Raw genomic sequence first — 24,818 nt, forward strand, 5'->3', positions numbered from 1 at the left:
AATGAATTTTGCACTGATACTGGTTATTTTGACGCTCGTAAGCGGTTTTATTTTTCTGCTCGATATCCTTTTCTGGAAGAAAAGGCGCGGGAGCGAAGATAAGCCCCCCGTACTTATTCGCTATGCGCGCGAGTTTTTCCCGGTGTTTCTTATCGTGCTGCTGCTGCGCTCCTTTCTGATAGAGCCTTTTCGCATACCGACAGGTTCTCTGGAGCCAACACTCAAGGTCGGTGATTTTGTAGCGGTTAATAAATTTGCCTATGGCTTAAGACTCCCGGTTCTTGAAACCAAAATTCTGTCCGTGAGTGAGCCCAAAACTGGGCAGGTGGTTGTTTTCCGCTGGCCGCCAGACCCTTCTTTCGATTACATCAAGCGTGTTATTGGCATGCCGGGTGATACGGTTGCCTATCGTAACAAAGTGCTTTTTGTAAACGGTAAGGAAATGAAGCGCGATTTTGTCGAGTATACCGTTGATGAAAGCTCGGGGCATGCCGTTGCCAAATACCGTGAGAATCTCTCCGGTACTGAGCACGACATCTATATTCGTCCAGATACCCCTGCAGAAGATTTTGAAATTACGGTTCCTGAGGCGCATTATTTCATGATGGGCGATAACCGCGATGACAGCGCCGACAGCCGCTTCTGGGGATTTGTGCCAGAAGCAAACCTGCGTGGGCGCGCGTTTCTCGTGTGGCTCAGCTGGAATGGCAAGACCGACAGCCTGCGCTGGTCAAGCATGGGGCGCATGATTCACTAATTAGCGCCTCATTAAGGCGCAAAGGAGCTAAAAGCAAAGGTTTCCTGATGCGCCTTGACTTCCCGTCTGGATAGCCCGGCGCGGTTGCCAAAAAAGCCAATCATTGTGGAAAGCTCGCTTTTTGCGGACTCACCAAATACCGTTTCACTGTCCGTACCCACGACCACCGGACAGTGAATATCAGGATAAATGCGCGTGACAGGGTGGGGGGCTGTCTCGAGGTGCCAGTTTTGCATCCGGTGAGAAGCGGGGCAGACTTCGATGGGTGCGTTGAGCGCTCTAATCCGCTCTCTCTGTGTATCTGTCAGATAAATGCAATGGCTGAGCCTGACGCGCCCGTGCAGGGGATTGGTGGGATTTTCAGCAGACTGTGGCTGTGCGGCACTCCAGGCTTCGAGGGCGTCAAGAACGGTGTCAATGTCCTCGCACTCCTCAGCGCTCTCAATTTCTCCCATATGAATGGCAAGGGCAAGTCCCGCGTTCAGGGTTTTGCTGATAACAGCATGCAAGCCTGCACCGGTCAGTGTGCGGGGTGCTGCAGGATTGCCACCAATATCAAGCCCTAAAAGATGCCCGCGTGACCGGGTTTTGATATATGCAATAAAGGCTTCAGCGTGCTCTGGAGTATGTAATGAGCGGTCCAGACTTAAAAGCCCAAATGCCTTTTTCTGCGGGCACAGGTGAGTGGCATTCAGCAGGCCTTCTTCAAACGCCTGAATGTATTGTTCACAGGAGGCGCCATCTATGGCTGCGGGCGTTGTTCGAATTTCAAGGTATTTTGCACGTGCGTTTTGCACAACGTCTTCCGTTGCGCGCTGAATGTCTTCAAGCGTGCAGAGAATTGAGTGAATATATTCCAGTTGTTGTGGTCTTTTAGCGGTAATTTCTTCAGAAAATCCCGCCTCAGGCTGTTGATGCGTTGCAGCGGCGTAGGCTTCGTGTGTGCTCATCAGTGCGTGGTACGCCTCCAGCCGGCCGTTTTTTATCGCAGTTTCCTCAAGAAAGCTTCTGCTGACACTGCCATGGAGATGGCAGTGTAAATCACTCGTGTGCGCTTTGGGTTCCATACGCGCCCTCCATTCGCATGCTTTATCTGCGTGGGGTGTGCGACTATAGCAGCTCGCAATCAGCTCTGCACTCGCGCGCTTCATTTTGTAAAGTTCATGCAGTTTTTCATCGTTACCCGCCATGGCGTAGCCCTGAACAACAAGGTCAAAGCGTGCGCCAAAGTCCGCAACATATTTTTCTGCCATCGCATGGTTTCCAGCTTCGGCATAACAGGCGGCAACATAATGCACAGATACGCGCCCTGCGCGCCAGCAGGCTTCGGCCTCTGCATGCGAGTCCTCGAAAACGCACGCCTTTGTATACACCAGGAAATCAACCGGCACGGATGAAGAAGCGCCCGTGTTGACGATTTTAAATGCCGAACCGGAACGCTGCACCTGATTCACCTCTATATTTGGCAGCCGGCGGGCAAATTCACAGTTCCTTGGCGTGTCGTCATAAAAATGAATCCGCTCATCTACCTCGATAAGACCCGATTCCTGCATCACTTTGCGCAGAAACTCCAGCTGATAATTCTTGTTGTCACCTAATTTTGTCAGGATTTCCTCTGTACGGGACAAAAAATCATATCAACGCCTCGGTCGGTGCCTCGATGCTCAAGAAGGCCATCACCTGACCAATTAAACTCAAGATATTCTGCTTTGCATTGAGAGCCGCATCACGTAGAAAATCAAGACCATAACGAAAAATACTGACCTCTTTTCTACCATGTTTTTTCATTTTGATCGCTTTTTGCTCGTTGCGCCATTCACCTACTTTATAAGCCCAACAAAAGCCGATGCTTAAAAGTGCTATCAGCTTCGAAATACGCTCCGGCTTTGTAATATGCGTGTCCTCAAAGTTAAAGCCGCGCGATTTCAGGCAGGAAAACAGGGTTTCTATTTCCCAGCGCCGGCCATACAATTCGATAGGTGAATCAACTTCTTTATCTGTTGCAACAATAAGTAATTCACCATCTGTAAGCCGGAGCGCGCTCAACCAGACTTTTTGCTTCCAAAGCCTGCGCTCACCCCTCAGTTTTCGTTGTTCACCAGGCTTCAGATCGTAGAAAAGAGCATCCACATTAACGTCAAGCCCCAAGCTGTTGCTGGTTTGAGTGTTGCTTTTGATTCGAATGCAAAATGAGATCCCTTCACTACGCAACCATGAGAACCATTCGTTTCCAACAAACTCTCGGTCAGCCAGCAGACAGGCAACTCTTTCTTTGCCAAACTGCTCTATAAAACGCTTAAGTAAGGCTATACGCTCTGTGGTATTACTGTTCCCGCGCTTGGGCAGCAAATCCCACATGAGAGGGATGGCTATCCCTTTGTAGGCAATAGACAGCATTAATATATTGATATCCTGCTTGCCCCACTGCCAATTTGTTCTGTCTATGCTGAGATACAACGGCGTCTGGTCAAAATCAAAAAAAGTCATCACCCATCCGGCCAGAGCGGTGAAGCATATTGTGAATTCCCTGAAAAATCGCTTGATACGCTTGTAGCGCGATTCTATTGTTGCCTCGCTTTCAAAGCCACAGGCCAGTTCGCTTAAATTGACCGTTCTTACTTTGAACAATGATACCAGCATACAGGCGAAACAGGTCATTCTTGCCTTGTTCCAACTAAAATATCCGTTTAATATACCGCTCAGCTCGTTGATTTCCATGACTCCATGCCTTTTCCTTGAACAGAAACGCAGGGATTGTCTATTAATCAATGAGCTACTTCAAGTTTTTTGTCCCGTACAAAGCAGGATTTCTTTAAACGCACTGCCTGAAGCAGGAATCCATGAGATAAGAAACGGTTTATTAATGCCTTCAAGGGCGTAAAAACTAACGGCACAAAGCCCATCTTCTGAAACCTGTGTTGACATGAAAGTGGCCCGGCGCCCGTAAAAAGACGCGACGTATGCGGCAACCATGGAGTGGTTGTTATGAAACGTGGCAATGGCAGAGGTGTTCTCTTCGTCATCATGGCGCAGATAGTCTTGCAGCCCGCTTCGGGTGTTGGTCATTGCGTCAAAGTGGCCGTATTCATATTCAGCTTCCAAAAAACCGGTCAGCACTCCTGACTCAACAGCAGTTGATTTGTAGGTATGTAAGATGGTAATCGTCCAGTCGAAGTCAAAAATAGAAACCATAGTGTCCTGCCCGCTTCTTTGCGCAATGTTAAAGGTTTGGGCATAATACCGCATAACACGTAACATGAAACCCCGGGAGAGGATGTGTCGGTAATCGAAATCACGCGTCTGATGCGCCGCCTAGATTATTCTTTTTCTAACGAAGCACTGCTCAGGCAGGCTTTAACCCACCGAAGTGCCGGCAGTCTTAATAATGAACGGCTTGAGTTTCTTGGTGACTCAGTGCTGAGCTGTGTGGTGGCCAATGCCCTTGTTTCACGTTTTCCTGCGGTGGAGGAAGGAACTTTAAGCCGTCTCAGAGCCGCGCTTGTAAAGGGCGAAACGCTCGCGGTACTGGCAACGGAGCTTGGCATTGGCGATTGTCTGGTGCTGGGGCAGGGCGAGCTTAAAAGTGGCGGCTTTCGGCGTGAATCGATTCTTGCGGACGCACTTGAGGCGATTATTGCCGCAATTTTTCTGGACGGCGGCTTTGAAGCCTGCAATCGATGTGTCTTAAAATGGTTTAATAACCGCCTGGAGGATGAAAACATTCTTCACTCACTGAAAGATGCTAAAACCCGTCTGCAGGAGTATCTTCAGGCTGAACGCCTGCCACTGCCGCAGTACGAGGTTGTGGCTGTGGTCGGAGATGAGCCGAATCAGGTGTTTACCGTAGAATGCCGGGCCGGGGATAAGTCGACCCGCGGAAAGGGGACAAACCGGCGTAAGGCCGAACAGCTGGCAGCAGAGGCACTGTTAAATGCTTTGGGCAGCGGCAGGGGACTATAGTCCCTCAAGCTCCGCCATGCGTGCAAGCCACTCCTCTTCAACGTCCTGTAAAACCCGTCGCGCAGCCTCAAGAGCTTCCAGTTCAACGGCAAGACGTTTTTCCTGTCCCGCCTCATACAACTCGCTGTCGCTTAAGCGTGTTTCGTGCTTTAACACCTCGGCGGTAGCAGATTCGAGCATCTGTTCGAGCTTTTTCAGCCGATTTTGAAGACTTTTACGCTCGCGCCGGTCGTCTTTTTCGGCGGTGACAGCTTCCCTGGGCTTTGCCGACAGGTTCTGTTGCATAAGCCAGGTATGATAGTCATCAAGCGTTCCAGGGAAGGTTTCCACACGTTGATTAAAGACGAGATAAAAGGTATCAACCGCTGTGCGCAGGAGGTGGCGGTCATGTGAGATAAGCACCAGAGCACCCTCAAAGCTTTGCAGCGCAATTTCCATGGCAGCGCGCATTTCAAGATCAAGGTGATTGGTAGGCTCATCCAGCAGAAGCAGGTTCGGTTTTTGCCAGACAAGCTTTGCAAGAGCAAGACGCGCTTTTTCACCGCCGGAAAAATGGGTAATCGGGTTGGTGGCTGCATCGCCAATGAAATTAAAGCCCCCGAGAAAATCGCGTACCACCTGCTCACGCGCATCGGGGCGTAGTGCCTGAATGATAGCGAGCGGACTTGCACTGGAATCCAAATCATCCGCCTGGTGCTGGGCAAAATACCCGATACGAAGATTAGGGTGGTGATACACCGTCCCTGAAAGAGGGCTAAGGCTTCCGGTAAGGGTTTTGATAAGCGTTGATTTCCCCTGGCCATTGGGCCCAAGAAGGGCGATGCGGGAGTCTTCATCAATCTGCAGATTCACTTTTTTAAGAATCGGTGATTCCCTGGTGAATCCCGCCGTAACCTCGTCCGTCCGCAGCAGGGGGTTGCCCGCACGCGGCGGGGCTTCAAAGCTAAAGTGAAAGGGGGAATCAACCTGAGCACCTGCAACGAGTTCCATTTTGGCAATGGCTTTCAGACGGCTTTGCGCCTGGCGCGACTTTGAAGCCTTAGCCTTGAAACGTTGAACAAATTTCATGAGGTGGGCAATGTGCGCCTGCTGTTTTTCATGCATGGTCTGCTGCAGGGCAAGCTGCTCGGCGCGGGTGCGTTCAAAGCGGCTGTAGTTACCGGTATAGAGCGTGGTTTGCCGTTGACTGATGTGCAGAATATGCGTTACAAACGCATCCAGAAATTCGCGATCGTGCGAGATAACTACGATGCTTCCGGGGAAGTTTTGCAGCCAGCGTTCCAGCCAGAAGATGGCTTCCATATCAAGGTGGTTGGTCGGCTCATCAAGCAGCAGCAGGTCGGCAGGTTTCATGAGGCAGCGCGCCAGCGCCAGCCGCATGCGCCAGCCCCCTGAAAAGCGGCTGACGGCATGGTGAATGCTCTCAGGTTCAAAGCCAAGTCCTGCGAGAATACTTGCCGCTTGAGCGGGTTTGGCATAGCCGCCAATTTCTTCAAGACGATGGTGACAGGCAAGCACCTTCGCATCCTCACCCTGTGCTTCAGCGGTCTTAAGGGTATCGAGTAAATTCTGATACTCGCTGTCGCCTGCCAGCACAAAATCAAGCGCTGACAGTTCACTGTCAGGTGTTTCCTGGCTTAGATGACTGATGCGAAGCCCCGCTGGCTGCTCAAAATCACCGGCCTGTGGTGACCATTTGCCAAGCAGCATGCCAAAGAGTGTCGATTTACCGCAGCCATTGTGCCCTGTAAGTCCAACTTTTTGCTTCAGATGCAGGGTGGCGGAGGCGTTCTCCAGCAGGGTTTTGGTGCCGCGGGTCAGCGTAATGTTCCTGAGCGTCAGCATGAAAGACTCGATGCGAAAAGCGCATATTCTAGCAGGTGTGGGTGGATTGTGTATAATACATCCGGTTTTTGAGGGTACAGTTTTACACTCAGTTTTAAAGAGGTTTTAAGACAGCATGCAGACACGTGATTTTCATTTTGAGCTACCTGAGGAATTAATTGCACAGTATCCGCTGCCAAATCGTACGGATTCACGTCTTTTATGTTATGAACGTGCTACCGGCACAACCACACACACCATGTTTTCAAACCTTCTTGAACGACTGGTTCCGGGCGATGTACTGGTTCTAAACGACAGCCGGGTCATTCCGGCACGCATGTTTGGTCAAAAAGCGAGTGGCGGGCGGGTAGAGATACTTCTTGAACGCATTACCGGTGAAGACTGCTTTCTCGCACACATTCGCGGTGGAAAATCACTCTCTCAAGGTGCGCGTCTGACCCTTGAGAAGGGGAGTGTTCTCGAGGTAACCGGTCGAGAGGGTGAGCTTTTTTGCTGCCGGTGCACGATGGACGTGATGGAGCTTCTTCACCTTGAAGGCCATATCCCACTGCCTCCCTATATCCATCGCCCGGATGAATCCGGTGATTTTTCACGCTATCAGACGGTCTACGCGCGTGTTAACGGTTCTGTAGCCGCACCGACTGCCGGTCTGCATTTTGACGAGGCGCTGCTCGCGTCATTACGTGCGGGAGGCGTGGAAATTGGTCATGTCACCCTGCATGTAGGAGCGGGAACGTTTCAGCCGGTACGGAGTGAAAATATCCACGAGCATGTCATGCACCGCGAACAGTTTGAAGTGAGCGAGGCGCTCTGCGACACCATTTTGCGTGCAAAAGCCGAAGGGCGGCGCGTCATTGCGGTGGGAACTACGGCGATGCGCTCGCTGGAGAGCGCGGCGCGTGACGGGGTCTTAAAGCCAATGCGCGGGGATACCGATATTTTCATTTTCCCGGGATTTCAGTTTAACGTGTGTGATGGACTTTTGACGAACTTTCATCTGCCACAATCAACACTGTTGATGCTGGTATCCGCGTTTATCGGGCACCGGGAAGCGCTTGCGCTGTATGAGGAGGCGGTTCGCGAACGCTACCGCTTTTTCAGCTACGGTGACACGAGCCTGCTGCTCTGACCGGAGAAAATAATGTGTGATTTGATGGTTCCGGCAGATACGCCACCTGGCAACACCCTGACACACGCGAACCTTGCTGATGCCGGCGTGCATGCCTGCGTGTGGCATCTTGAGTCGCTCTTAATGAAGCCGGGCCTTGAAGCCCTGCTGCAATTTGACGCTCTCAGGTCATACACTGGCTGGCAGGGCCTTACTGCGGTCAATGGCGCTGGGCTTTCTTTTAAGGCGTCCGGGAGCTGTCGCGTGCGTTCAGTGTTTGATGGCGGCAGTCAGACGTTTACAGCAGAGCGCATTGAGGCACTTCTTGAAACCCTGGCGCCAGATGTACTGGTACTTCCGCAGGGATTTTCTTTACGTCTGAACGCTCCATCAACCCGGATATATTCTGACACCGGCGAGCATGAGGGAATTTTCGCTCGCGTTCAAACGGTGTCAGAGGCTGAAGCGAAGGCAATGCAGTTTTCAGGGCAACCGATGTACCTTGCCAGTAACGCGCCTTTCCCAGTCCTTGTGGAGATGGCCGTCATCGGTATTGAGTGGCTGGAGTCTGACACGCCGGCAGAGGATGCGCATGCGGGAATTGTCTATACGACAGAAGGAGCGATTAACCTTGCCGCACCTGAATATGCGATGGATTACAAGGTACTGGACGAGACCTGTACCTGCCCGACCTGCTGCACTCCCTTTTCACGCGCAGCCCTGCACCATCTTTATACACATACCCCGCTTCTCGCAAAGCGCCTCCTCGTCACGCACAATCTGGCGTTTGCCGTTCAACAGATGAGGACACCAGGTCGTGTCCTCATTCCATAATATGGCTGCAAACGCGGAGCTTTGGCGTCATTGTGCGCTTGAGTTCGTTAAATAGAGCCGGCTATTCGCCTCACTCAAGCGCACAATGCCCCTCAAAGCGCCGCATTTTCGCTTCACATCATGAAATGAGGACACGCCCTAAGTTGATGTGAAAAAGGATTGTAACCATTCACCACATTTTGAATGCTTTAGGGGAAAAGTCAGATTTGAGTGCAGGTTGTGCGAACGCATTACAAAATAAGCGCAGCATACACCGGTATGTGAGCAGTTTTTTGTAATGCGTTCGCACAAGATGCGCCAAATATGGCTTTTCGGTTAACGTAGTGAATGGTTACAAGGATTTTTCACATTTACCTTGCGGGCAAATGCCGTTATGATGTCACCCACACTGATTGCAGGCGATTTTAGTCTGCACGTTTATCATCTTTTTTTGCGTAGCGGAGGAACACCATGGGATTATTCGTAAGTGATGCGCTGGCGGCAACTGCAACCGGTACTGCCGCACAGCCGGATGGCACGTTTTCAATGATTATGGTTGTGGTCATTTTTGTGCTGTTTTATTTTATGTTGATTCGTCCGCAGAACAAACGCGCTAAAGAACACCGCGAGCTCGTGAGCAAGCTGCAGAAGGGCGATGAAATTGTAACTTCCGGTGGTTTTCTTGGAAGCGTAGTTGACTTGAACGATCAATACCTCAAAGTGCGCCTTGCTGAAGGCATGGATGTCATGCTGCAGCGTGGTGCAGTCAGCAGTGTATTGCCCAAGGGCACCCTCAAATCCCTTTAGGCTTTGCGTGAGGCACGGAAATGCAAAACAAATACCCCTTGTGGAAGAACCTGCTTCTCATCGCGCTTGCGCTGGTGGCGACGCTGTATGCGGTTCCCAATCTTTACAGTGAAGCTCCGGCGGTGCAGGTGTCTTCTGATGCCGACCAGTCCGTGAGCGCCACTGAAGAACGCGTGCGCGCTCTCCTTGATGATGCCGGTATTCCGCCTGACGCCATTACGGAAAGTAATGAGCGGATTGAAGCGCGCTTTACTTCTGCCGATACCCAGATGCTCGCACGTGATGTGTTAAAAAACGGGCTTGGCTCGGACTACACGGTTGCCCTCAACCTTGCACCCACCACACCGGAATGGATGTCGCGCATAGGTGCGGCTCCCATGAAGCAGGGGCTGGATTTGCGCGGCGGGGTGCACTTTCTTTTGGAAGTGGACGTTGAGAGTGTTATTGCGCGCCGTTACGAAGGGTTGATGAAAAGCCTCGGGCAGGACTTACGGGAAGAAGGCATCCGCTATTCGGGTATTCGTTTTTCCCCGGTTGATGGTATCAGCGTGCGTTTCCGTGCACCTGCTGACCGGGATAAAGCCATTGACAGCCTGCGCATGAAGTATCCTGATCTGACAGTTACGAGCGACAGAAACGGAAACGGTTTTTCCGCCACACTTTCAGCCACAGAACTCAACACGATTCGCCAGAATACCATTGAGCAGACCATGGGTATTCTGCGTAACCGCGTTAACGAACTCGGGGTAGGGGAGGCTGTTGTCCAACAGCAGGGTGCCACTCGCGTTGCAGTAGACCTTCCGGGCATTCAGGATGCGGCACGCGCCAAGCAGATTCTTGGTGGCACGGCAACGCTTGAATTTCATATGGTCGACCAGGACAACGACGCCCAGGTGGCGCGCCAGACCGGTGCGGTGCCTGTGAGCAGCAAGCTTTACACCATGGACGGCGAGCCGATTCTCCTGAAGCGTCAGGTGGTGTTAAGTGGCGACTCCATCACCAGTGCGGTTTCAAGTTTTGACGAGCAGTCAGCTACCCCTGCGGTACAAATCCAGCTTGGCGGTGGAGGAGAAGCACTCTTTACCAAAGTAACGCGCGAAAACATTGGCAAGCGCATGGCGATTGTGTTTGTGGAAACCAAAACCAGCATGCAGACGGTCGATGGCGTGGAAAAACGCATGACCCACCGTGAGGAGCGGGTCATCAGCGCGCCGGTTATACAGAGTGCGCTTGGCAATAATTTCCAGATAACAGGGCTTTCCGACAGTAAAGAAGCATCCAATCTTGCCCTTTTGCTGCGAGCCGGAGCTTTGCCTGCAACGATTTATCCGGTCGAAGAGCGAACTGTAGGCCCGTCCCTTGGTAAAGAAAACATTCGCCGTGGCGTGGTTTCGCTGGAAGTAGGAATGGGGCTCATTCTCCTGATTATGGCGGTATACTATCGCTTTTTCGGAATAGTGGCGAACATTGCGCTGCTGCTGAACCTCATATTCCTTTCAGCGCTCCTCTCGCTTATTGATGCCACCCTGACCCTTCCCGGAATTGCCGGTATTGTATTGACGGTAGGGATGGCAGTGGATGCGAACGTACTTATTTACGAGCGCATTCGCGAAGAATTGCGTCATGGCATGCCGGCGCAGTCGGCCATTCATGCGGGCTATGAGCGAGCGTTTTCGACCATTCTCGATGCCAACGTAACGACGCTGATAGTAGCTGTTGTGCTCTTTGCCGTAGGTACCGGGCCTGTGCGAGGTTTTGCGGTGACGCTGTCACTTGGGTTGCTGACGTCCATGTTGACCGGCATCACGTATACACGCGCGATTGTGAATGCGTTTTACGGCGGTCGCAACGTTAAAAAACTTTCAATCGGTATTTAAATCGGGGACAGAAAGGCCATGGAATTTTTTAATCCGAACTCAAACATTGACTTTATGGGAGCGCGCCGCTGGACTGCACTCTTTTCGGCCCTGATTTTCATCCTCTCACTCGCGGCACTCGCGATGAATGGCCTCAAATGGGGGCTTGATTTTACAGGGGGTACGCAAATAGAGGTCAGCTATTCTGAGGCGGCTAACCTGCAGGGCATTCGGGAAGCACTTGCTGGTGCTGGTTTTCATGAAGCCCAGGTGGTGAGTTACGGAAATTCCAAGGATGTACTGATAAGCATCGCGCCTCGCGCCGATCAGGATCAGACGACCCTTGTGAGCAACGTGATGAAGCAGTTGCCGGGAGCGGTCAAGCAGCGTGTTGATTTTGTCGGACCGCAGGTAGGCGAAGAGCTCGCTACCAAGGGTGCACTGGCGATTGTGGTGTCCCTGCTTGCGACCATGCTCTATATTGCCATGCGCTTTGAATACCGCCTTGCGGTAAGTTCCGCTGTAGCGCTGGTTCACGACCCGGTACTCATACTTGGTATTTTTGCATTCTTTGGCATTGAGTTTGATCTCAAGGCACTGGCGGGTCTTCTTGCCGTTATTGGATATTCACTCAACGATACTATCGTGGTCTTTGACCGGGTGCGCGAGAATTTTGTAAAAATTCGCCGTTCAAGCCCGATTGAAATTATGAACGTCTCCATCAACCAGACACTGTCACGTACCATTATGACTTCGGTCCTGACCCTGTGCGTGGTAGTCGCTCTTTTTGTGTATGGCGGCGAAGCTATCCATGGATTCGCGCTTGCGCTCATCATCGGTATTGTTATCGGTACGTATTCCTCGATATATGTGGCGGGTGCGCTTGCCGTAGTGATGGGGCTTGACCGTAAGGATTTCATGCCGCCGCAGCGCACGGAAGCGGACGAAAGACCTTGATTTTTTCGATTATAAATAATCACTTCAATGCTGGATTATGTTGTCCCCGCGCAGGCGCTGAGTGATCCCGACATATTTTTGTACAACGAGCATGCGGGTTCCGAACCATGCGTTGGCACCGTGCAACCTCCTGAATGGGTCCCCTGATTTCGCGGGGATGACCGTGTGGGAGAGATTTTGGCCACTCTACAGGCCTGAAATCCTGTCATTCCCGCGAAGGCGGGAACCCATTCCTGTATTGGCACTGTGCCTTTTCAGGGATTGTTCCCTGCCACCCGTACCGGGTGATCCCGATTTTTTTTTTGCGAAAAATAACGTGATCACAGATTTTTATGCACTTCAAGTTTTCAGTAACTCATCAAAGCCTTGTCTGCGCTGGTTGAAACTGGCCCGCTGTACAAAAACATGTCGGGATTCCTCAGCGCGCACGGACAACATCACCCGAGTAAATAATCCGTCTGTTTAAAAAACAAGATGGTATGCTTTTTCCTGCGGCTTAAGGGGATACAGCACCAGGAACAGGCATGCGCGGTTTGGTTACCACCAAAATCTACATCATCCACTTATTATCGTTGTTATCGATAAACCCCGGCCTGAAAAACATTTTTTGATGCCGCACTACGTTTTCGAAGTCTTCTTTCGTCATGGGTTTACCGTAGAGGTATCCCTGTAGCTCATCACAATGGAGCGTTTCAAGAAACCGGTGCTGCTCCACCGTTTCTACGCCTTCAGCCGATACTGTGAGGTCGAGTCCCCGGCTCAGGGTAACGAGTGCTTCAACGATGGAGGCATCACTTTTTTGGTTGAGACAGTCATGAATAAAAGAGCGGTCAATTTTGAGCTTATCGACGCGAAAAGTTTTGAGGTTATTAAGGCCACTGTATCCATGACCAAAATGATCGACCGATACTCGTACACCTGCCGCCTGCAGGGCCCTGACGATATCAAGTGAGCCATCTTGCTGCTGAATAACGACATTTTCACTGATTTCAACTTCAAGCGTGCCGCGTGGAAGCTTTGTTTCTGCAAGTACCTTACTGATAAGCTCAACAAATTGTCGATGGTGAAATTGCGTGGCTGAAATATTGACGGCCATGTGCGCGATGCTAAGACCTGCGTCTTGCCATGTCTTCGCCTGTTGGCAGGCTTCGCGTAAAATCCACCCGCCAAGCGGCACCATTAACCCACGCTCTTCAGCATCTGGAATGAAGGATTCCGGCAGCAGAACACCTCGCTTCGGATGGCGCCAGCGTACCAGCGCCTCAGCACCCATAATCCTTCCGCTTGAGAGCGAAATAATGGGCTGGTAGAGCAGGAAGAACTCCTGTTTTTCAATTCCCTGCTGTAGCTCCGCTATTGATGCATTGGTTAATGGATTGCTGTCAAGCGTTTCATGATAAAAAACAAATCCATGACGGCCCTGTTCTTTGGCGCGGTACATGGCAATATCAGCATGTTTAAGCAGTGTTTCTGCGTCATTGCCATCCTCTGGATACAGGCTGATACCGATACTGGCGGAAATTTCAGCGCCTGCAGGAAGCACGCTGCGACAGTCTTCAGTAACACTGAGGATGCGTTCTGCCATGAGTTTAAAATCATCAAATTGATTGGCTGTAAAAAGAATGACAAATTCATCACCGCCAAAGCGTGATACGGTATCACATTCCCGCAAACAGTTTTTAACGCGACTCGCTACTTCAACCAGTAACAAATCGCCCACGTCATGACCAAATTTATCGTTAATCAGTTTAAACTTGTCAAGATCCAGAAAAAGAATGCCCATGATGGATTGTGTGCGGTGTGCAAAACGGATGGCCTGTTCCATGCGGTCGTACAGGATTGCGCGATTGGGTAACTGTGTCAGGAGGTCATGGCTTGCCTGGTAAATCAGTTGTTGTTCCATGCCTTTTTGCAGGGTAATATCCTCAAAAATCCATATTCTGCCCATATTTTTATTGTCGATACGGCGCGGCCGTGAGGTAATGCGCAGGCATTTACCGTTTGGCATTTGCACATCTTCTACATAAACCCAGTCGTGGTTTTCTTTATTACGCTGAATACACTCTAGGAGCTTACCCGGTTCCTTAAGTTGGGTGGCAATTTCATTGAGAACCTGTTCAGCCGATTGCTCTACAAGGCGCGCTGCCGGGATTTCCCACATGTCCATGAACTGATGGTTACAAAAATCGATTTGACCATTATGGTTGGAAACAAGCATGGCTTCACCAGTTGACTCAAGCACCGAACGGGTAATGGCAAGACTCGCATTCAGTGCCTCTGTGCGATGACTCACTTCTTCTTCAAGCAGCTGATTCACTGAAGCAAGATTAAGGTTATTACTGCGAAGGCTCATTGATTCTTTAACCAGTCTGTGAAAAAGCATGCAGACCGTTCCCATCAGCAGCATATAAACGATGCTTGCGAATCCGATAATCGTATAAAAATCTCCCTGGCTGAAGAGCCACAGGGTAAAAGGCAGGAAGGCTGTTACGAGGAATACGGCATACAGCAGCATTACCGGCGAGTATATGGCGATTGCAGCGGTGGTCACCCCTGTGAGCATGAAGGCCACAAACACCTGTAGCGGCATGCTCTCTGCAGGAATTAGAACCGAGCCGGCAATGCCCCACAGGATGCCGGAGCCTGCAACCAGAAGGATAAACAGCAGGCGTTTTTTGAAGGTCAGCGGCGCATGTGAATCAGGAAGCCGCATGAAGAGGTAGCGCAGCCCAATGGACGCCAAAACTGCGCCAAACCATGCCGTAAGCCATGGGCGAGGCATGGCTTCCTGTAAACCGATACATAGCAGGAGCGCCGCTGCAAACTCTGCAAAGAGAGCAGGTGGCAAATGCTGGCACACCAGACGGTACATTGAAGGTTGAGCGTCTGACAGCGTGCGCATTAACTGATTAAAAGCTGTAGAGTGTCCGTTATGCATGCTCGGAAAACTCTCATAATGATTTATATTTAGCATTATAGTTCATTATGAGAGGGTTGGTTGCAGTCCTGGTGACGACAGTATCTAATCCAGCAGCGCATCCGTTTTAGCAGCGCAGATAAAATCGTTGTGCGTGAGGCCCTGAAGCGCATGTGTCATGAAATGCACCCGGCAGTAGTTATAGCCGGCTTCAAGATCAGGATGATGATTCTCGCTGTTCGCAATCCAGGCAAGTGCATTAACAAAACACATGGTTTCATAAAAATCCGCAAATCGAAATTCCCGGGTAATGCGGGTAGAATCAGCATTAACCGACCACAGTGGAGAGAGCTGTGGCAGAAGGTTTTTAATCTGTTCAGGTGTCAGCGCGCTGCCGATGCCTTCGCACGCTTCACAGTGTTTGCTCTGTAAATCGCTCTTCATTTATTTGTTCCTTTTTTTTTAAGTAAGGATGCACTCTGGCGAGAGCATCCAGAAAACGCGCATTTTGTCCGGGCGTACCGGCACTGACTCGGATATGATGTGACAAACCATAGGGATGCAGCGGACGCACAATCACACCTTCCTGCAAGAGCGCGTGATAAAGTGGCAGGGTATCTTGTTTATAGTCAAAAAGCACGAAATTTGCGTGTGCCGGAAGTGAGGAAAAGCCAAGAGCAGAAAGGCCGCTCGTCAGTTGTTTCAGACCCGCGAGATTGTTCTGGCATGTTTTTTCAAGAAAAATCGCGTCATCAAGCGATGCAAGTCCGGCGTCAAGTGTTGCCTGACTGACGCCAAAGGGCAGTTTCGCCCGCATCATGATGGCGGCGACATCATTGCTCGCCACCGCATAGCCAAGGCGAAGCCCGGCAAGACCGTAGGCTTTTGAGAACGTACGGGTAATTACCAGGTTCGGAAAACGTTGAATCAACGGGAGCGTGTCGAGGCAATACGCCTCTGGTGTAAATTCACGATATGCCTCGTCAATGACCACCAGTGTAGATTCCGGCACTGAATGCAGCAGCTTTTCAATGGCGTGTGGCGCAATGGCAAGACCCGTAGGATTATTGGGGTTTGCGAGAATCAGAAGGGCTGTTTCTGGTGTGCATGCTTCAATCAAGGCATCGATATCCACAGTCCAGTCGGGAAGCAGTGGTGTTTCTCGTACCGGAACGCCAAGCGTTTTCGCCTGGATGGCGTAGGTGCTGAAAGCAAGCGCGTGCGTCAGCAGATGTTTGTCGCGGTGAAGGGCAAAGCAGGTCAGCAGCAGAGTGGTGAGGTTATCCGTGCCGTTATTTAAGACCAGCTGTGTGTGTGTTATCCCAAGCCTTTCGGCAAGCACGCGCTGAAGGGCATGGTTTTCAGGAGAGGGATATGCCGCAATCCGTGCGGGAGTGAGACTTGCAAGCGTTTCAAGCACCCTCGGACTGCATCCCAGTGGATTCTCATTGCTGGCAAGTTTGACGATATCATGAATTCCGAGTTCACGCTCAAGGCTTTCGGCAGACTTTCCCGGCACATAGGGCTTGAGTGTTTGTATGCCCTCGTGGGGCAGGAGAAAAAAATCGCAGGCCATTCGGACTCCTTTTGAAGGCAACACATCATCTTACAAAAAAAACGTCAGAATACAAAGGCGTATGGTAACTATTCACCACATTATGAATGCTTTAGGGGAAAAGTCAGATTTGAGTGCAGGTTGTGCGAACGCATTACAAAAAAAGCGCAGCATACACCGGTATGTGAGCAGTTTTTTGTGATGCGTTCGCACAAGATGCGCCAAATATGGCTTTTCGGTGAACGTGGTGAATGGTTACGGCGTATGTTGACAATGAATACTGAATCCTTTTACCCTCCGCAGCGCAAGTCAACCGGAGGGATTCATGGAAAAGGGATTTACGCTCCCGGAGGTGCTTATCGCCCTCTTCATCGTAAGTGGGGTGGGTCTTTTGCACACGCGCCACGTTCTGAAAGCCGCTGCTTTTATCGAGGAGAGTACCGACCGTTTGCAGCTCGAAATCGATGCTGCAAATCAGTATGAGCAGCACGCTTCATGAGGCGCGCTCGCGGTATCGGGCTTGCTGAAGTACTGATAAGTCTTTTTCTCGCAAGTCTCCTGCTCGTCATGGTTACGCAGCACTACGCGGAAATTGCATTAAAGACGCGCCATTTTCACGCGCTTGTCAATGAAAAAACGGAACTGTTGCAGGTAGTCACCTTTTTACGAGAGCGCATTCGCAATGCCGGCTTTCTGCCCTGTGTTTCCCTGAACCGGCTCTCAATGCCACCCGTTAAAGCCGTGGAAGTATCTGGTGACACACTCATACTTAGAAGCATGAGCCCCAATTATCAGGAAGCTGCATTTTCACGTGGCGAGCGCCTTTCTAACGCACATTTTGCCGATAAGCCCGTGATTATTGCCGATTGCCTGAAGGCTGAGGTACAGACAGCTTCAGCAAGGTCCCCGTTAACGGCCGATTGTACCCGCTTTTGTCACATCGGCGAGCTGCTCGAAGAGCGTTTTTATGTGAAGCGGGATTCGTCCGGCAGCAAGGCTTTAATGTATGCGGCCTCGCATCCCGAAGTCTTGACGAACGCCATAACCGATTTTAAGGCACGTATTATCCCTGTGAACGGGCTTAAGCAGGTAGAAGTGGTATTAACCCTTTTAAGCGGGCAAACCCTTACCGTAAACACCCGGGTGCGGGCATGATGCGCGTGCGCGGATTCATTCTACCGGTGTGCCTGTTGATTTTGGGGCTTGCAAGCCTCCTTACTCTCTCGCTCTGGCAGGGGGTTATCAATGCCGAGGAAAGTATCGCGGAGTTTGCAGCAATGCGCGAGCGTTTTGAAATAATGGACCGCATAGCCCTCACTCCAGTCAGCGAGCTTGCATCCATTAACTGTATTCATGCCGATAATCGCTGGCAAACGCTGGTGAGGGCGCTTCGTGAGGGGGGAGGCTGTCGAGTGGAAAGCCTTGATGGGCATGCATATTACCTGCTTCAGGATTTAGGGGAGGATGCCTGTCTGCGGGTCGGCGATAGTGCTGCTCATCACTGGAGGGTGGCGGTCATTGATGAAACCCGCCGAGGTCAGGTGCTGATGACGCACCAGATTATAAGGGGAAGTTCGATGCCCTGCTCACGTCTTAATGCGCATCAGGTGGCGTCAGGGGTTGTGAGCTGGCACGTGCTGCAGGTGTAATAAATTTCTATCAAGCAACATCACAGAGGATTTTTCGCTGCTTTCCTGCTACCATGCGCGTGGGTTTTAAGGGAGAAAAGGGCGTGAATAACTGGATAATACAGGTACATCCAGAATGGCATGACATTGTAAGCGAGGCGCTTCTTGCCATGGATGCAGACTATTGTCATGCGCTGATGCAGAGTAGCGACTGGCTGCCTGGCAATCACGCGCTTTTGAAAGCCTTTAGCCTGCCTTTGTCTGAAACGCGCTATTTACTGCTTGGTGAATCCCCCTATCCGAGGCAGGAATCCGCCAATGGCTATGCATTCTGGGACGCTGCTGTCGGTTCACTCTGGAGTGAAACCGGCATGAGCAAAGCAGTTAATCGCGCGACCTCCCTGCGCAACTGGATTAAGATGTTTCTTTTTGCCCGCGGCGACCTGCACGAGGATTTTTCGCAGGAAGCGATTCGTCTGCTGGATAAAAGCCCTTACTGTCAGACATTGGATGAATTGTTTTTTGCTTTTATGCGAAACGGTTTTTTGTTGTTAAACGCAACACTCGCCTTTAGTCCCGGCAAAGTGCGTCAGCACGCACGCCACTGGCAGCCGTTTTTGCAGACTTTGATTAAAGCACTTGCCCGCAGACGGCACATGCTTGAGCTGGTGCTCCTTGGCCGGATTGCAGAAGCGGTGCCAATGGAGGTGCCTTTTCGCCGTCTTGTCGCTCTGCATCCATATAACCTGGGTTTCATCACGCACCCTGACGTGGTAGATTTCTTTAAACCCTTTGATTTGTTGACTCGAAATGACCAGTAGCGCCAATCCGCATGAAATAGCCCGATTTGCTGAACTCTCCGACACCTGGTGGGATACATCGGGGCCACTTAAAACCCTGCACGATATCAACCCGGCGCGCCTTGCCTTTGTTGAAAAACACCTGAAGCTTGCTGACAGCCGTATTCTCGATGTCGGATGCGGAGGCGGTATTCTTGCCGAAGCAATGGCACGACGGCGAGCCATCGTCACCGGAATAGATGCAGAGCCGGGAGCCATTGAGGCAGCCCGTGCGCACGCAAAAGCTCAGGATGTATCCCTGAGCTACCATTGCGCACTTTTGGAGACCTTTGAGGAAGAGGGCTTTGATGCCATCACCTGCATGGAAATGCTGGAACACGTCGATGAACCGCAAACCATTATTACCGCCTGTGCCGCCCGCGTTAACAGCGGGGGATATGTGTTTTTATCGACAATTAACCGCACTGCGCGCGCGTGGCTGACTGCGGTAGTGGGGGCTGAGTACCTTCTCAGGCTGCTGCCGCGACAGACCCATGACTTTCAAAAGTTTATCACGCCAGGTGAACTGGCGGCCATGGCGCGTGCCGCAGGTCTCGACCCGGTGTCTGAAAGCGGCATGGCCTACAATCCGTTCAAACGCCGGGCGCAATTGTGTCGGGATGTGTCGGTCAATTATCTCCTGGCCTGCCGCAAACCCTGATTGATGACACGCCCTAACCAGACTGCTTTTTGGCCGTGTAGCGTGCCACATGACGCTGGTGAGCGTAATGCGCCTGATCAGGTGTTACTACATCGACTTCATTACCGTAAAGGTCAACGCGTGCTGCAAGCGCTTTCTGGCAGCTGAGATATGCAGGTGAAGCACTGTAGTAGCTTAAGGCTTCCCGCAGCGCTTTTTTGCTGAACGGCGGGCTTTCAAGACGCTCCCAGAATTCCACGATATCTTCAAATATACCGATTTTAAGCGGTCTTATCTGCGAGGGTTTGCGAAAAAATGCCTCGGGAAAATGATCTGAAAGCCAGTCGATAATGCGCAATTTTTCTTTTTTTGCCGCTTCCTTTGCAGGACAACTCTGTGGATTCATGGCAAGCCCTGATACAATTAAAACCAGAGTAAACTACCACAACTGTATAATTTGGCAACTGTGGACGACATAACTTTTATCTGTCAGCCTCCGGGGCGTGTCTTCGTTATCATGATGTGAAGCGGGCAGTGCCCCAAGAAATTTCTCAATTAACAAGACGAAATTCGGAAGAAATGCGCGCGAATGCACCGATAAATTTTATAAGTCTTTTGTTATCAGTCTGTTACAAAAAAGCGAGTGTTAATTGTCTATAAACATCCACAAGGTCTGGCACTTGCAGATATCCATTCGCGTGCTAGAGTAAAAGCAGGCAAACAAAGGAACTGTTTGCCGCACAGGGACTTGGACAGTCACGGAAGACATCAGAACAGGACGTTCTGAAAAAAGGATTTACAAAGCCAGGGGGCCGGCCCTCTGGCTTTCTTTATCTGGTATCAGGCTACCGCGTAGGCGGAGTGCTTCAGATAATACTTGTCCGGGTAGTAGGCAAATACTACTGAGCCGTTTTTAATCGTATTGATAACCGGTTTCGCGAGGGTTTTGGCAATCGATGGGCAACCCCAGCTGCGCCCGGCACGTCCCGCCTGCTTAATGAATGATGGCTCTACATACCACGCTCCATGAATCACCACGCGACGGCTGTAAGCGTTATCATTGATACCACGCTCAAGCCCCTGCAGATTCAGTGAATAACCTTTAGACCCGATATATGTACCGCGTGTAACATACGTACCAAGGCTGGTTTCCTTGCTGGACGGGCGGTTGGAAAAATGGCGCGGGATATCCATGCCGGAGTTTCTGCCGTGTGCCACGTGGGTATTGTAGAGCAGGCGCTCACGCTTGAGGTCAAACACCCACATGCGCTGACGTGAAGAAGGCAGGGAGTAGTCGATAACCGTCAATACTGGTTTTTTAACGGCTCCTTTGGCAGCGGCTTTGGAGTAGGCAGCGAGCGCGAGTGTCAGGACTTTTTTGTTCAGGGACGGCGCTTTAGCAGCCAGATGGTTGATAGTGTGGTTGACGTTAATAACGGCGGGTTTTGCGCCTGTCTCTTTTGCAGGTGCTGCGGGAGGGGTTATTCCCATTTTTCCCGAAAGAAAAACTGATGCCAACAGGTTAATCAGTGCGTTCATGAATGACTCCTTACTGCTTTGTGTTATCTGCCATGAGGCCAGAGTTTCAGCCAAAGGGCTTTCGCAAAGTGTTCGGGGCGTCCCCCAAAAGCTCGGTATTATATTGCCAAAAGACATGAATGTAAATTGCACAATAAGTTTGATGGCGGACTTAATGAGAAATATAATTACAATCATGGGCTTAGATTATGGATGGCGCAAGGCTATGGTGTTAATTTGCATCTATATGTTCAATAATAAAACTGAATCATGTAAAAATAGCGCCAATATTTGTATAAAAATAAATCTATAAATACAAAATAAGATCTAAAAAACTGATCATATCTGAGGTTTTTGGCATAAATTAATGACAATTTGAATGCTAATCCGTTATCATTAGTGCTTTGAATCTGTATATACTCAGGAGTCACACCCCATGCTTGAACCCAAGGCATCGCTGCAACCTCAACCTCCTTTAAGAGAAGCCATCAATTCTGCATTTCGTGCAGAAGAGGCGCATTACATGGACATGCTCATCAAGGCCGCGCAACTTTCCACAAGTGACGTTGAAAGTATACGCAAGCGTGCCATGAAGCTGGTTGAACAGGTGCGCGAGGGGCGACGCAAAAGTACCGGTATTGATTCTTTTCTCACCGAATATGCGCTTTCAAGTGATGAGGGCATTGCGCTCATGTGTCTCGCTGAGGCAATGCTGCGGGTTCCTGATAACGAAACCATTGACATCCTGATTCGTGACAAACTCTCAGGCCCCGACTGGGACGCGCATCGTGGCCAGAGTGATTCTTTTTTTGTAAACGCCGCCACATGGGCATTGATGCTGACCGGTAAGGTGCTTTCGCCTGAGCGGATAGACAATGACCTTGGCCGTTCGCTGTTTCGCCTTGCCAACCGCACGGGGGAAGGAGTGATACGTAAAGCGGTGGAAAAAGCGATGCGCATCATGAGCAAACAGTTTGTGATGGGGCGCACCATCGGTGAGGCACTCAATCGTGCACGTAAAAAAGAAGCACTGGGTTATCGCTATTCATATGACATGCTGGGTGAGGCTGCACTGACTGCTGTAGATGCCGCACGCTACCTTGAGGCTTACATGGACGCCATTGACAGCATTGGCGCACAGGTCAAAGGAAAGGGGGATGTTTATACGAATCCTGGTATTTCCATCAAGCTCTCGGCACTGCACCCGCGATACCAGGAAAGCCAGTACGAAAGCGTTATGGCCACACTTCCTGATAACCTTCTCGCACTCTGTCTGCGGGCAAAGGCCGCGAATATCGGGCTTACCATTGATGCGGAAGAGTCCGAGCGCCTTGAAATTTCCCTTGATGTTATCGAAAAGGTCTTTAAAAATCCCGCATTGAATGGCTGGAACGGCTTTGGCATGGCGGTACAGTCCTATCAAAAGCGTGCGTTTTATCTGCTCGACTGGGTGGCAGGTCTTGCCCGTGGCCAGAATCGCCGTATGAACGTACGTCTGATTAAAGGCGCTTACTGGGACAGTGAAATCAAAAAAGCACAGATGCAGGGGCTTACAGAGTACCCGGTTTTTACCCGCAAGGTGTTCACCGATGTCTCTTTTCAGGCCTGTGCGAAAAAAATCCTCACCATGACCGATACCATTTACCCGCAGTTTGCAACTCACAATGCCTGCTCGGTGGCTACTATTCTCGAGATGTGCGGCTCGTATCGTGATTTTGAATTCCAGTGTCTGCACGGCATGGGGAATGAATTGTATGCCGAAATTGTACCGGCGAACCGCCTTGGCATTCCCTGCCGTATTTATGCGCCGGTTGGTACGCATGAAGACCTGCTGCCCTATCTTGTGCGCCGTCTGCTGGAAAACGGCGCCAATTCATCGTTTGTTAACCGCATTGTCGATGAAAACGCACCCATCAGCGAGCTGGTAGAAGACCCCGTTTCGCGTGCAAAGGCGCTGCTTGAGAGCGGGCGTCGAAGCATTCCGCTGCCACGAGACATTTTCATGCCCGAGCGCCCCAATTCCGCAGGACTTGATTTAAACGATAGAACCGTGCGCCGTGCGATGGCCGCGTCCATTGAAGCCAGAATGCCTTTTCACTTTGAGGCCGCTCCAATGATGGACGGTCGTGCAGGCAGTGGCGTTGAAGTCAGCGTAACTTCCCCTCAGAATTACCGTGAAACTATTGGCCGTGTCATTGAAGCGTCAAAAGAAGATGTCGAGTGGGCGCTGTCGCGTGCGGTTGAGGGTGCGGCTCAGTGGGAGCGCGTTCCGGTTGCAGAGCGCGCAGCCGTTATTAACCGCTATGCCGATTTGCTTGAGGCGCATATGCCCGATTTTCTGGCGCTTGCAAGCCTTGAGGCCGGTAAAACGCTGGCGGATGGTGTGGCTGAAGTGCGTGAAGCCGTGGATTTTTGCCGCTATTATGCCGCACGCGCCTGTGAAATGATGGAAAAGCCTCTGGCGCTTGAAGGGTATACCGGTGAGCGTAACGAACTGTCCTTGCATCCTCGCGGTACCGTGCTTTGCATCAGCCCCTGGAATTTTCCGCTTGCGATTTTCACAGGCCAGGCCGTGGCGGCTCTTGTCACCGGTAACGCGGTTATTGCAAAACCTGCCGAACAAACACCGCTTATTGCGGCCTTCGCCGTGCGCCTGATGCGTGAAGCCGGTGTTTTACCATCGGTCATGCAGCTTTTACCAGGAAAGGGCGAAACAGTTGGTGCCGCACTGGTTGCCGACCCGCGTATCAAGGCCGTCATGTTTACAGGTTCTACGGATACTGCAAACCGCATCAACCAGACGCTTGCGGCACGCAGTGGCGAAATTGTCCCCTTGATTGCTGAAACTGGCGGCTTAAACGCCATGATAGTCGATTCCTCAGCACTCCTTGAGCAGGTGGTTAATGATGTTTTGGTCTCAGCCTTTGGCAGTGCCGGACAACGCTGTTCCGCCCTTCGAGTCGTGCATGTACAGGATGAGGTATACCCACGATTTATGGCGCTTCTAAAAGGTGCGATGGCAGAGCTTAGAGTGGGCATGCCAGAACGCTTTGACACGGATGTCGGTCCCGTTATCGATAAGGACGCACTGGCAGTTTTACAGGCTCACGTTGCAAAAATGCGCGAAGCGCATACCCTTATTTACCAGTGCGAATTACCGTCAGCCTGTAATAACGGGTACTTTTTTGCGCCAGCGGCATTTGAAATTCCGTCCATTCGTGTGCTCGAGAAAGAAGTATTCGGCCCCATTCTTCACGTGGTGCGTTTTAACCGCAAAGACCTTGATGCCGTGATTGATGCTATCAATGCCACAGGTTATGGCCTGACACTAGGCATTCACAGTCGCATTAACGAAACGGTTGAACGCATTCACAAGCGCATGAAAGTTGGGAACTGCTATGTCAACCGCAACATGATTGGTGCGGTGGTTGGCCTTCAGCCATTTGGCGGCGAAGGGCTTTCAGGAACCGGGCCCAAGGCTGGTGGCCCGCACTACCTGCATCGCTTATGCATCGAGCGCACGTTTACGGTCGATACGACTGCTGCGGGTGGTAACGCGAGCCTTATGGCATTGCCTGAGGGCGTATAATCCCTGCGGGCAGAGGTGTCCCGAACGGT

The 24,818-nt window shown here is 51.1% G+C and carries 22 protein-coding genes; 13 read left to right on the forward strand and 9 right to left on the reverse strand.

Going from position 1 to position 24,818, the window contains the following annotated elements; genetic code table 11:
• Position 1 precedes the first annotated feature (1 nt).
• Positions 2-757, forward strand: a complete 756-nt coding sequence (gene lepB / locus E4T54_RS11000) for a signal peptidase I (protein WP_028387378.1) — start codon at positions 2-4, stop codon at positions 755-757.
• 11 nt (positions 758-768) lie between these two features.
• Here the strand turns inward: lepB and E4T54_RS11005 are convergent, their stop codons facing one another.
• From E4T54_RS11005 to E4T54_RS11015, 3 genes are all read right to left on the reverse strand, one after another.
• Positions 769-2,310, reverse strand: coding sequence for an amidohydrolase family protein (locus E4T54_RS11005; protein ID WP_238582801.1), 1,542 nt, complete (start codon positions 2,308-2,310; stop codon positions 769-771).
• Positions 2,311-2,389: 79 nt separating this feature from the next.
• The gene (locus E4T54_RS11010) at positions 2,390-3,475 is read right to left on the reverse strand and encodes an IS4 family transposase (RefSeq protein ID WP_115152790.1); all 1,086 of its coding nucleotides are present in this window, start codon (positions 3,473-3,475) and stop codon (positions 2,390-2,392) included.
• A 60-nt stretch (positions 3,476-3,535) separates the two neighbouring features.
• Positions 3,536-4,015 carry a hypothetical protein gene (locus tag E4T54_RS11015; protein WP_028386901.1) on the reverse strand — a complete coding sequence of 160 codons (480 nt, stop codon included), beginning with the start codon at positions 4,013-4,015 and terminating at the stop codon, positions 3,536-3,538.
• A 45-nt stretch (positions 4,016-4,060) separates the two neighbouring features.
• Between E4T54_RS11015 and rnc the strand changes: the two genes are divergently transcribed.
• Positions 4,061-4,717 (forward strand): ribonuclease III, encoded by a 657-nt coding sequence (rnc, locus tag E4T54_RS11020; protein ID WP_131793760.1) that lies wholly within the window; start codon positions 4,061-4,063, stop codon positions 4,715-4,717.
• Here rnc and E4T54_RS11025 read toward each other — a convergent pair.
• Positions 4,712-6,562 carry an ABC-F family ATP-binding cassette domain-containing protein gene (locus E4T54_RS11025; RefSeq protein ID WP_028386903.1) on the reverse strand — a complete coding sequence of 617 codons (1,851 nt, stop codon included), beginning with the start codon at positions 6,560-6,562 and terminating at the stop codon, positions 4,712-4,714. The two genes, rnc and E4T54_RS11025, sit on opposite strands and share 6 nt — an antisense overlap.
• 115 nt (positions 6,563-6,677) lie before the next feature.
• Here E4T54_RS11025 and queA point away from each other — a divergent pair, with 115 nt between their 5' ends.
• The 5 genes from queA to secF all read left to right on the forward strand — a co-directional run bounded on the left by queA (position 6,678) and on the right by secF (position 12,103).
• Positions 6,678-7,691, forward strand: a complete 1,014-nt coding sequence (queA, locus tag E4T54_RS11030; RefSeq protein WP_028386904.1) for a tRNA preQ1(34) S-adenosylmethionine ribosyltransferase-isomerase QueA — start codon at positions 6,678-6,680, stop codon at positions 7,689-7,691.
• Between the two features lie 12 nt (positions 7,692-7,703).
• A complete protein-coding gene (locus E4T54_RS11035) occupies positions 7,704-8,504 on the forward strand; it encodes a tRNA-guanine transglycosylase (RefSeq protein ID WP_028386905.1) in 801 nt (266 codons plus the stop codon).
• Positions 8,505-8,954: 450 nt separating this feature from the next.
• Entirely contained in the window at positions 8,955-9,290 is a 336-nt protein-coding gene (yajC, locus tag E4T54_RS11040; RefSeq protein ID WP_028386701.1) for a preprotein translocase subunit YajC, read from the forward strand.
• A gap of 20 nt (positions 9,291-9,310) precedes the next feature.
• Entirely contained in the window at positions 9,311-11,167 is a 1,857-nt protein-coding gene (secD, locus tag E4T54_RS11045; protein WP_028386700.1) for a protein translocase subunit SecD, read from the forward strand.
• 18 nt (positions 11,168-11,185) lie between these two features.
• On the forward strand, positions 11,186-12,103 hold the full coding sequence (gene secF / locus E4T54_RS11050; protein ID WP_028386699.1) for a protein translocase subunit SecF: 918 nt from the start codon (positions 11,186-11,188) through the stop codon (positions 12,101-12,103).
• Positions 12,104-12,653: 550 nt separating this feature from the next.
• Here the strand turns inward: secF and E4T54_RS11055 are convergent.
• The 3 genes from E4T54_RS11055 to hisC form a co-directional block, all read right to left on the reverse strand.
• The gene (locus E4T54_RS11055) at positions 12,654-15,041 is read right to left on the reverse strand and encodes an EAL domain-containing protein (protein WP_162150893.1); all 2,388 of its coding nucleotides are present in this window, start codon (positions 15,039-15,041) and stop codon (positions 12,654-12,656) included.
• An 84-nt stretch (positions 15,042-15,125) separates the two neighbouring features.
• Entirely contained in the window at positions 15,126-15,464 is a 339-nt protein-coding gene (locus E4T54_RS11060) for a 4a-hydroxytetrahydrobiopterin dehydratase (RefSeq protein WP_028386698.1), read from the reverse strand.
• Positions 15,433-16,596: a histidinol-phosphate transaminase gene (gene hisC, locus E4T54_RS11065; protein ID WP_065230362.1), complete on the reverse strand. Its 1,164-nt coding sequence runs from the start codon at positions 16,594-16,596 to the stop codon at positions 15,433-15,435. The genes E4T54_RS11060 and hisC overlap by 32 nt, the downstream gene beginning before the upstream one ends.
• 304 nt (positions 16,597-16,900) lie before the next feature.
• On the opposite strand from hisC, the gene E4T54_RS11070 reads away from it, so the two are divergent.
• From E4T54_RS11070 to ubiG, 5 genes are all read left to right on the forward strand, one after another.
• Positions 16,901-17,074, forward strand: coding sequence for a type IV pilus modification PilV family protein (locus E4T54_RS11070; RefSeq protein ID WP_081776768.1), 174 nt, complete (start codon positions 16,901-16,903; stop codon positions 17,072-17,074).
• On the forward strand, positions 17,071-17,730 hold the full coding sequence (locus E4T54_RS11075) for a PulJ/GspJ family protein (protein WP_028386697.1): 660 nt from the start codon (positions 17,071-17,073) through the stop codon (positions 17,728-17,730). The genes E4T54_RS11070 and E4T54_RS11075 overlap by 4 nt, the downstream gene beginning before the upstream one ends.
• A complete protein-coding gene (locus tag E4T54_RS11080) occupies positions 17,727-18,224 on the forward strand; it encodes a hypothetical protein (RefSeq protein ID WP_028386696.1) in 498 nt (165 codons plus the stop codon). Before E4T54_RS11075 ends, E4T54_RS11080 begins: the two co-directional genes overlap by 4 nt.
• A gap of 83 nt (positions 18,225-18,307) precedes the next feature.
• Positions 18,308-19,024 carry a uracil-DNA glycosylase family protein gene (locus E4T54_RS11085; RefSeq protein ID WP_035902660.1) on the forward strand — a complete coding sequence of 239 codons (717 nt, stop codon included), beginning with the start codon at positions 18,308-18,310 and terminating at the stop codon, positions 19,022-19,024.
• Positions 19,014-19,703 (forward strand): bifunctional 2-polyprenyl-6-hydroxyphenol methylase/3-demethylubiquinol 3-O-methyltransferase UbiG, encoded by a 690-nt coding sequence (gene ubiG, locus E4T54_RS11090; protein ID WP_028386694.1) that lies wholly within the window; start codon positions 19,014-19,016, stop codon positions 19,701-19,703. The genes E4T54_RS11085 and ubiG overlap by 11 nt, the downstream gene beginning before the upstream one ends.
• Positions 19,704-19,716: 13 nt before the next feature.
• Here the strand turns inward: ubiG and E4T54_RS11095 are convergent, their stop codons facing one another.
• Both E4T54_RS11095 and E4T54_RS11100 read right to left on the reverse strand, forming a co-directional pair.
• A complete protein-coding gene (locus tag E4T54_RS11095) occupies positions 19,717-20,088 on the reverse strand; it encodes a ProQ/FINO family protein (RefSeq protein ID WP_028386693.1) in 372 nt (123 codons plus the stop codon).
• A 434-nt stretch (positions 20,089-20,522) separates the two neighbouring features.
• Complete coding sequence (locus E4T54_RS11100; protein WP_028386692.1) at positions 20,523-21,221, reverse strand: murein L,D-transpeptidase catalytic domain family protein; 699 nt, start codon at positions 21,219-21,221, stop codon at positions 20,523-20,525.
• A gap of 415 nt (positions 21,222-21,636) precedes the next feature.
• Between E4T54_RS11100 and putA the strand changes: the two genes are divergently transcribed.
• On the forward strand, positions 21,637-24,789 hold the full coding sequence (gene putA, locus E4T54_RS11105; RefSeq protein WP_028386690.1) for a bifunctional proline dehydrogenase/L-glutamate gamma-semialdehyde dehydrogenase PutA: 3,153 nt from the start codon (positions 21,637-21,639) through the stop codon (positions 24,787-24,789).
• Positions 24,790-24,818 lie beyond the last annotated feature (29 nt).

This window comes from Legionella geestiana (assembly GCF_004571195.1).
Classification (GTDB): domain Bacteria; phylum Pseudomonadota; class Gammaproteobacteria; order Legionellales; family Legionellaceae; genus Legionella_B; species Legionella_B geestiana.

Excerpts from the sequence above, each read along its gene's own strand:
- lepB (WP_028387378.1), top strand. The coding sequence starts at position 2 with ATGAATTTTGCACTGATACTGGTTATTTTGACGCTCGTAAGCGGTTTT.
- E4T54_RS11005 (WP_238582801.1), bottom strand. The coding sequence starts at position 2,310 with ATGCAGGAATCGGGTCTTATCGAGGTAGATGAGCGGATTCATTTTTAT.
- E4T54_RS11010 (WP_115152790.1), bottom strand. The coding sequence starts at position 3,475 with ATGGAAATCAACGAGCTGAGCGGTATATTAAACGGATATTTTAGTTGG.
- E4T54_RS11015 (WP_028386901.1), bottom strand. The coding sequence starts at position 4,015 with ATGTTACGTGTTATGCGGTATTATGCCCAAACCTTTAACATTGCGCAA.
- rnc (WP_131793760.1), top strand. The coding sequence starts at position 4,061 with ATGCGCCGCCTAGATTATTCTTTTTCTAACGAAGCACTGCTCAGGCAG.
- E4T54_RS11025 (WP_028386903.1), bottom strand. The coding sequence starts at position 6,562 with ATGCTGACGCTCAGGAACATTACGCTGACCCGCGGCACCAAAACCCTG.
- queA (WP_028386904.1), top strand. The coding sequence starts at position 6,678 with ATGCAGACACGTGATTTTCATTTTGAGCTACCTGAGGAATTAATTGCA.
- E4T54_RS11035 (WP_028386905.1), top strand. The coding sequence starts at position 7,704 with ATGTGTGATTTGATGGTTCCGGCAGATACGCCACCTGGCAACACCCTG.
- yajC (WP_028386701.1), top strand. The coding sequence starts at position 8,955 with ATGGGATTATTCGTAAGTGATGCGCTGGCGGCAACTGCAACCGGTACT.
- secD (WP_028386700.1), top strand. The coding sequence starts at position 9,311 with ATGCAAAACAAATACCCCTTGTGGAAGAACCTGCTTCTCATCGCGCTT.
- secF (WP_028386699.1), top strand. The coding sequence starts at position 11,186 with ATGGAATTTTTTAATCCGAACTCAAACATTGACTTTATGGGAGCGCGC.
- E4T54_RS11055 (WP_162150893.1), bottom strand. The coding sequence starts at position 15,041 with ATGCATAACGGACACTCTACAGCTTTTAATCAGTTAATGCGCACGCTG.
- E4T54_RS11060 (WP_028386698.1), bottom strand. The coding sequence starts at position 15,464 with ATGAAGAGCGATTTACAGAGCAAACACTGTGAAGCGTGCGAAGGCATC.
- hisC (WP_065230362.1), bottom strand. The coding sequence starts at position 16,596 with ATGGCCTGCGATTTTTTTCTCCTGCCCCACGAGGGCATACAAACACTC.
- E4T54_RS11070 (WP_081776768.1), top strand. The coding sequence starts at position 16,901 with ATGGAAAAGGGATTTACGCTCCCGGAGGTGCTTATCGCCCTCTTCATC.
- E4T54_RS11075 (WP_028386697.1), top strand. The coding sequence starts at position 17,071 with ATGAGGCGCGCTCGCGGTATCGGGCTTGCTGAAGTACTGATAAGTCTT.
- E4T54_RS11080 (WP_028386696.1), top strand. The coding sequence starts at position 17,727 with ATGATGCGCGTGCGCGGATTCATTCTACCGGTGTGCCTGTTGATTTTG.
- ubiG (WP_028386694.1), top strand. The coding sequence starts at position 19,014 with ATGACCAGTAGCGCCAATCCGCATGAAATAGCCCGATTTGCTGAACTC.
- E4T54_RS11095 (WP_028386693.1), bottom strand. The coding sequence starts at position 20,088 with ATGAATCCACAGAGTTGTCCTGCAAAGGAAGCGGCAAAAAAAGAAAAA.
- E4T54_RS11100 (WP_028386692.1), bottom strand. The coding sequence starts at position 21,221 with ATGAACGCACTGATTAACCTGTTGGCATCAGTTTTTCTTTCGGGAAAA.
- putA (WP_028386690.1), top strand. The coding sequence starts at position 21,637 with ATGCTTGAACCCAAGGCATCGCTGCAACCTCAACCTCCTTTAAGAGAA.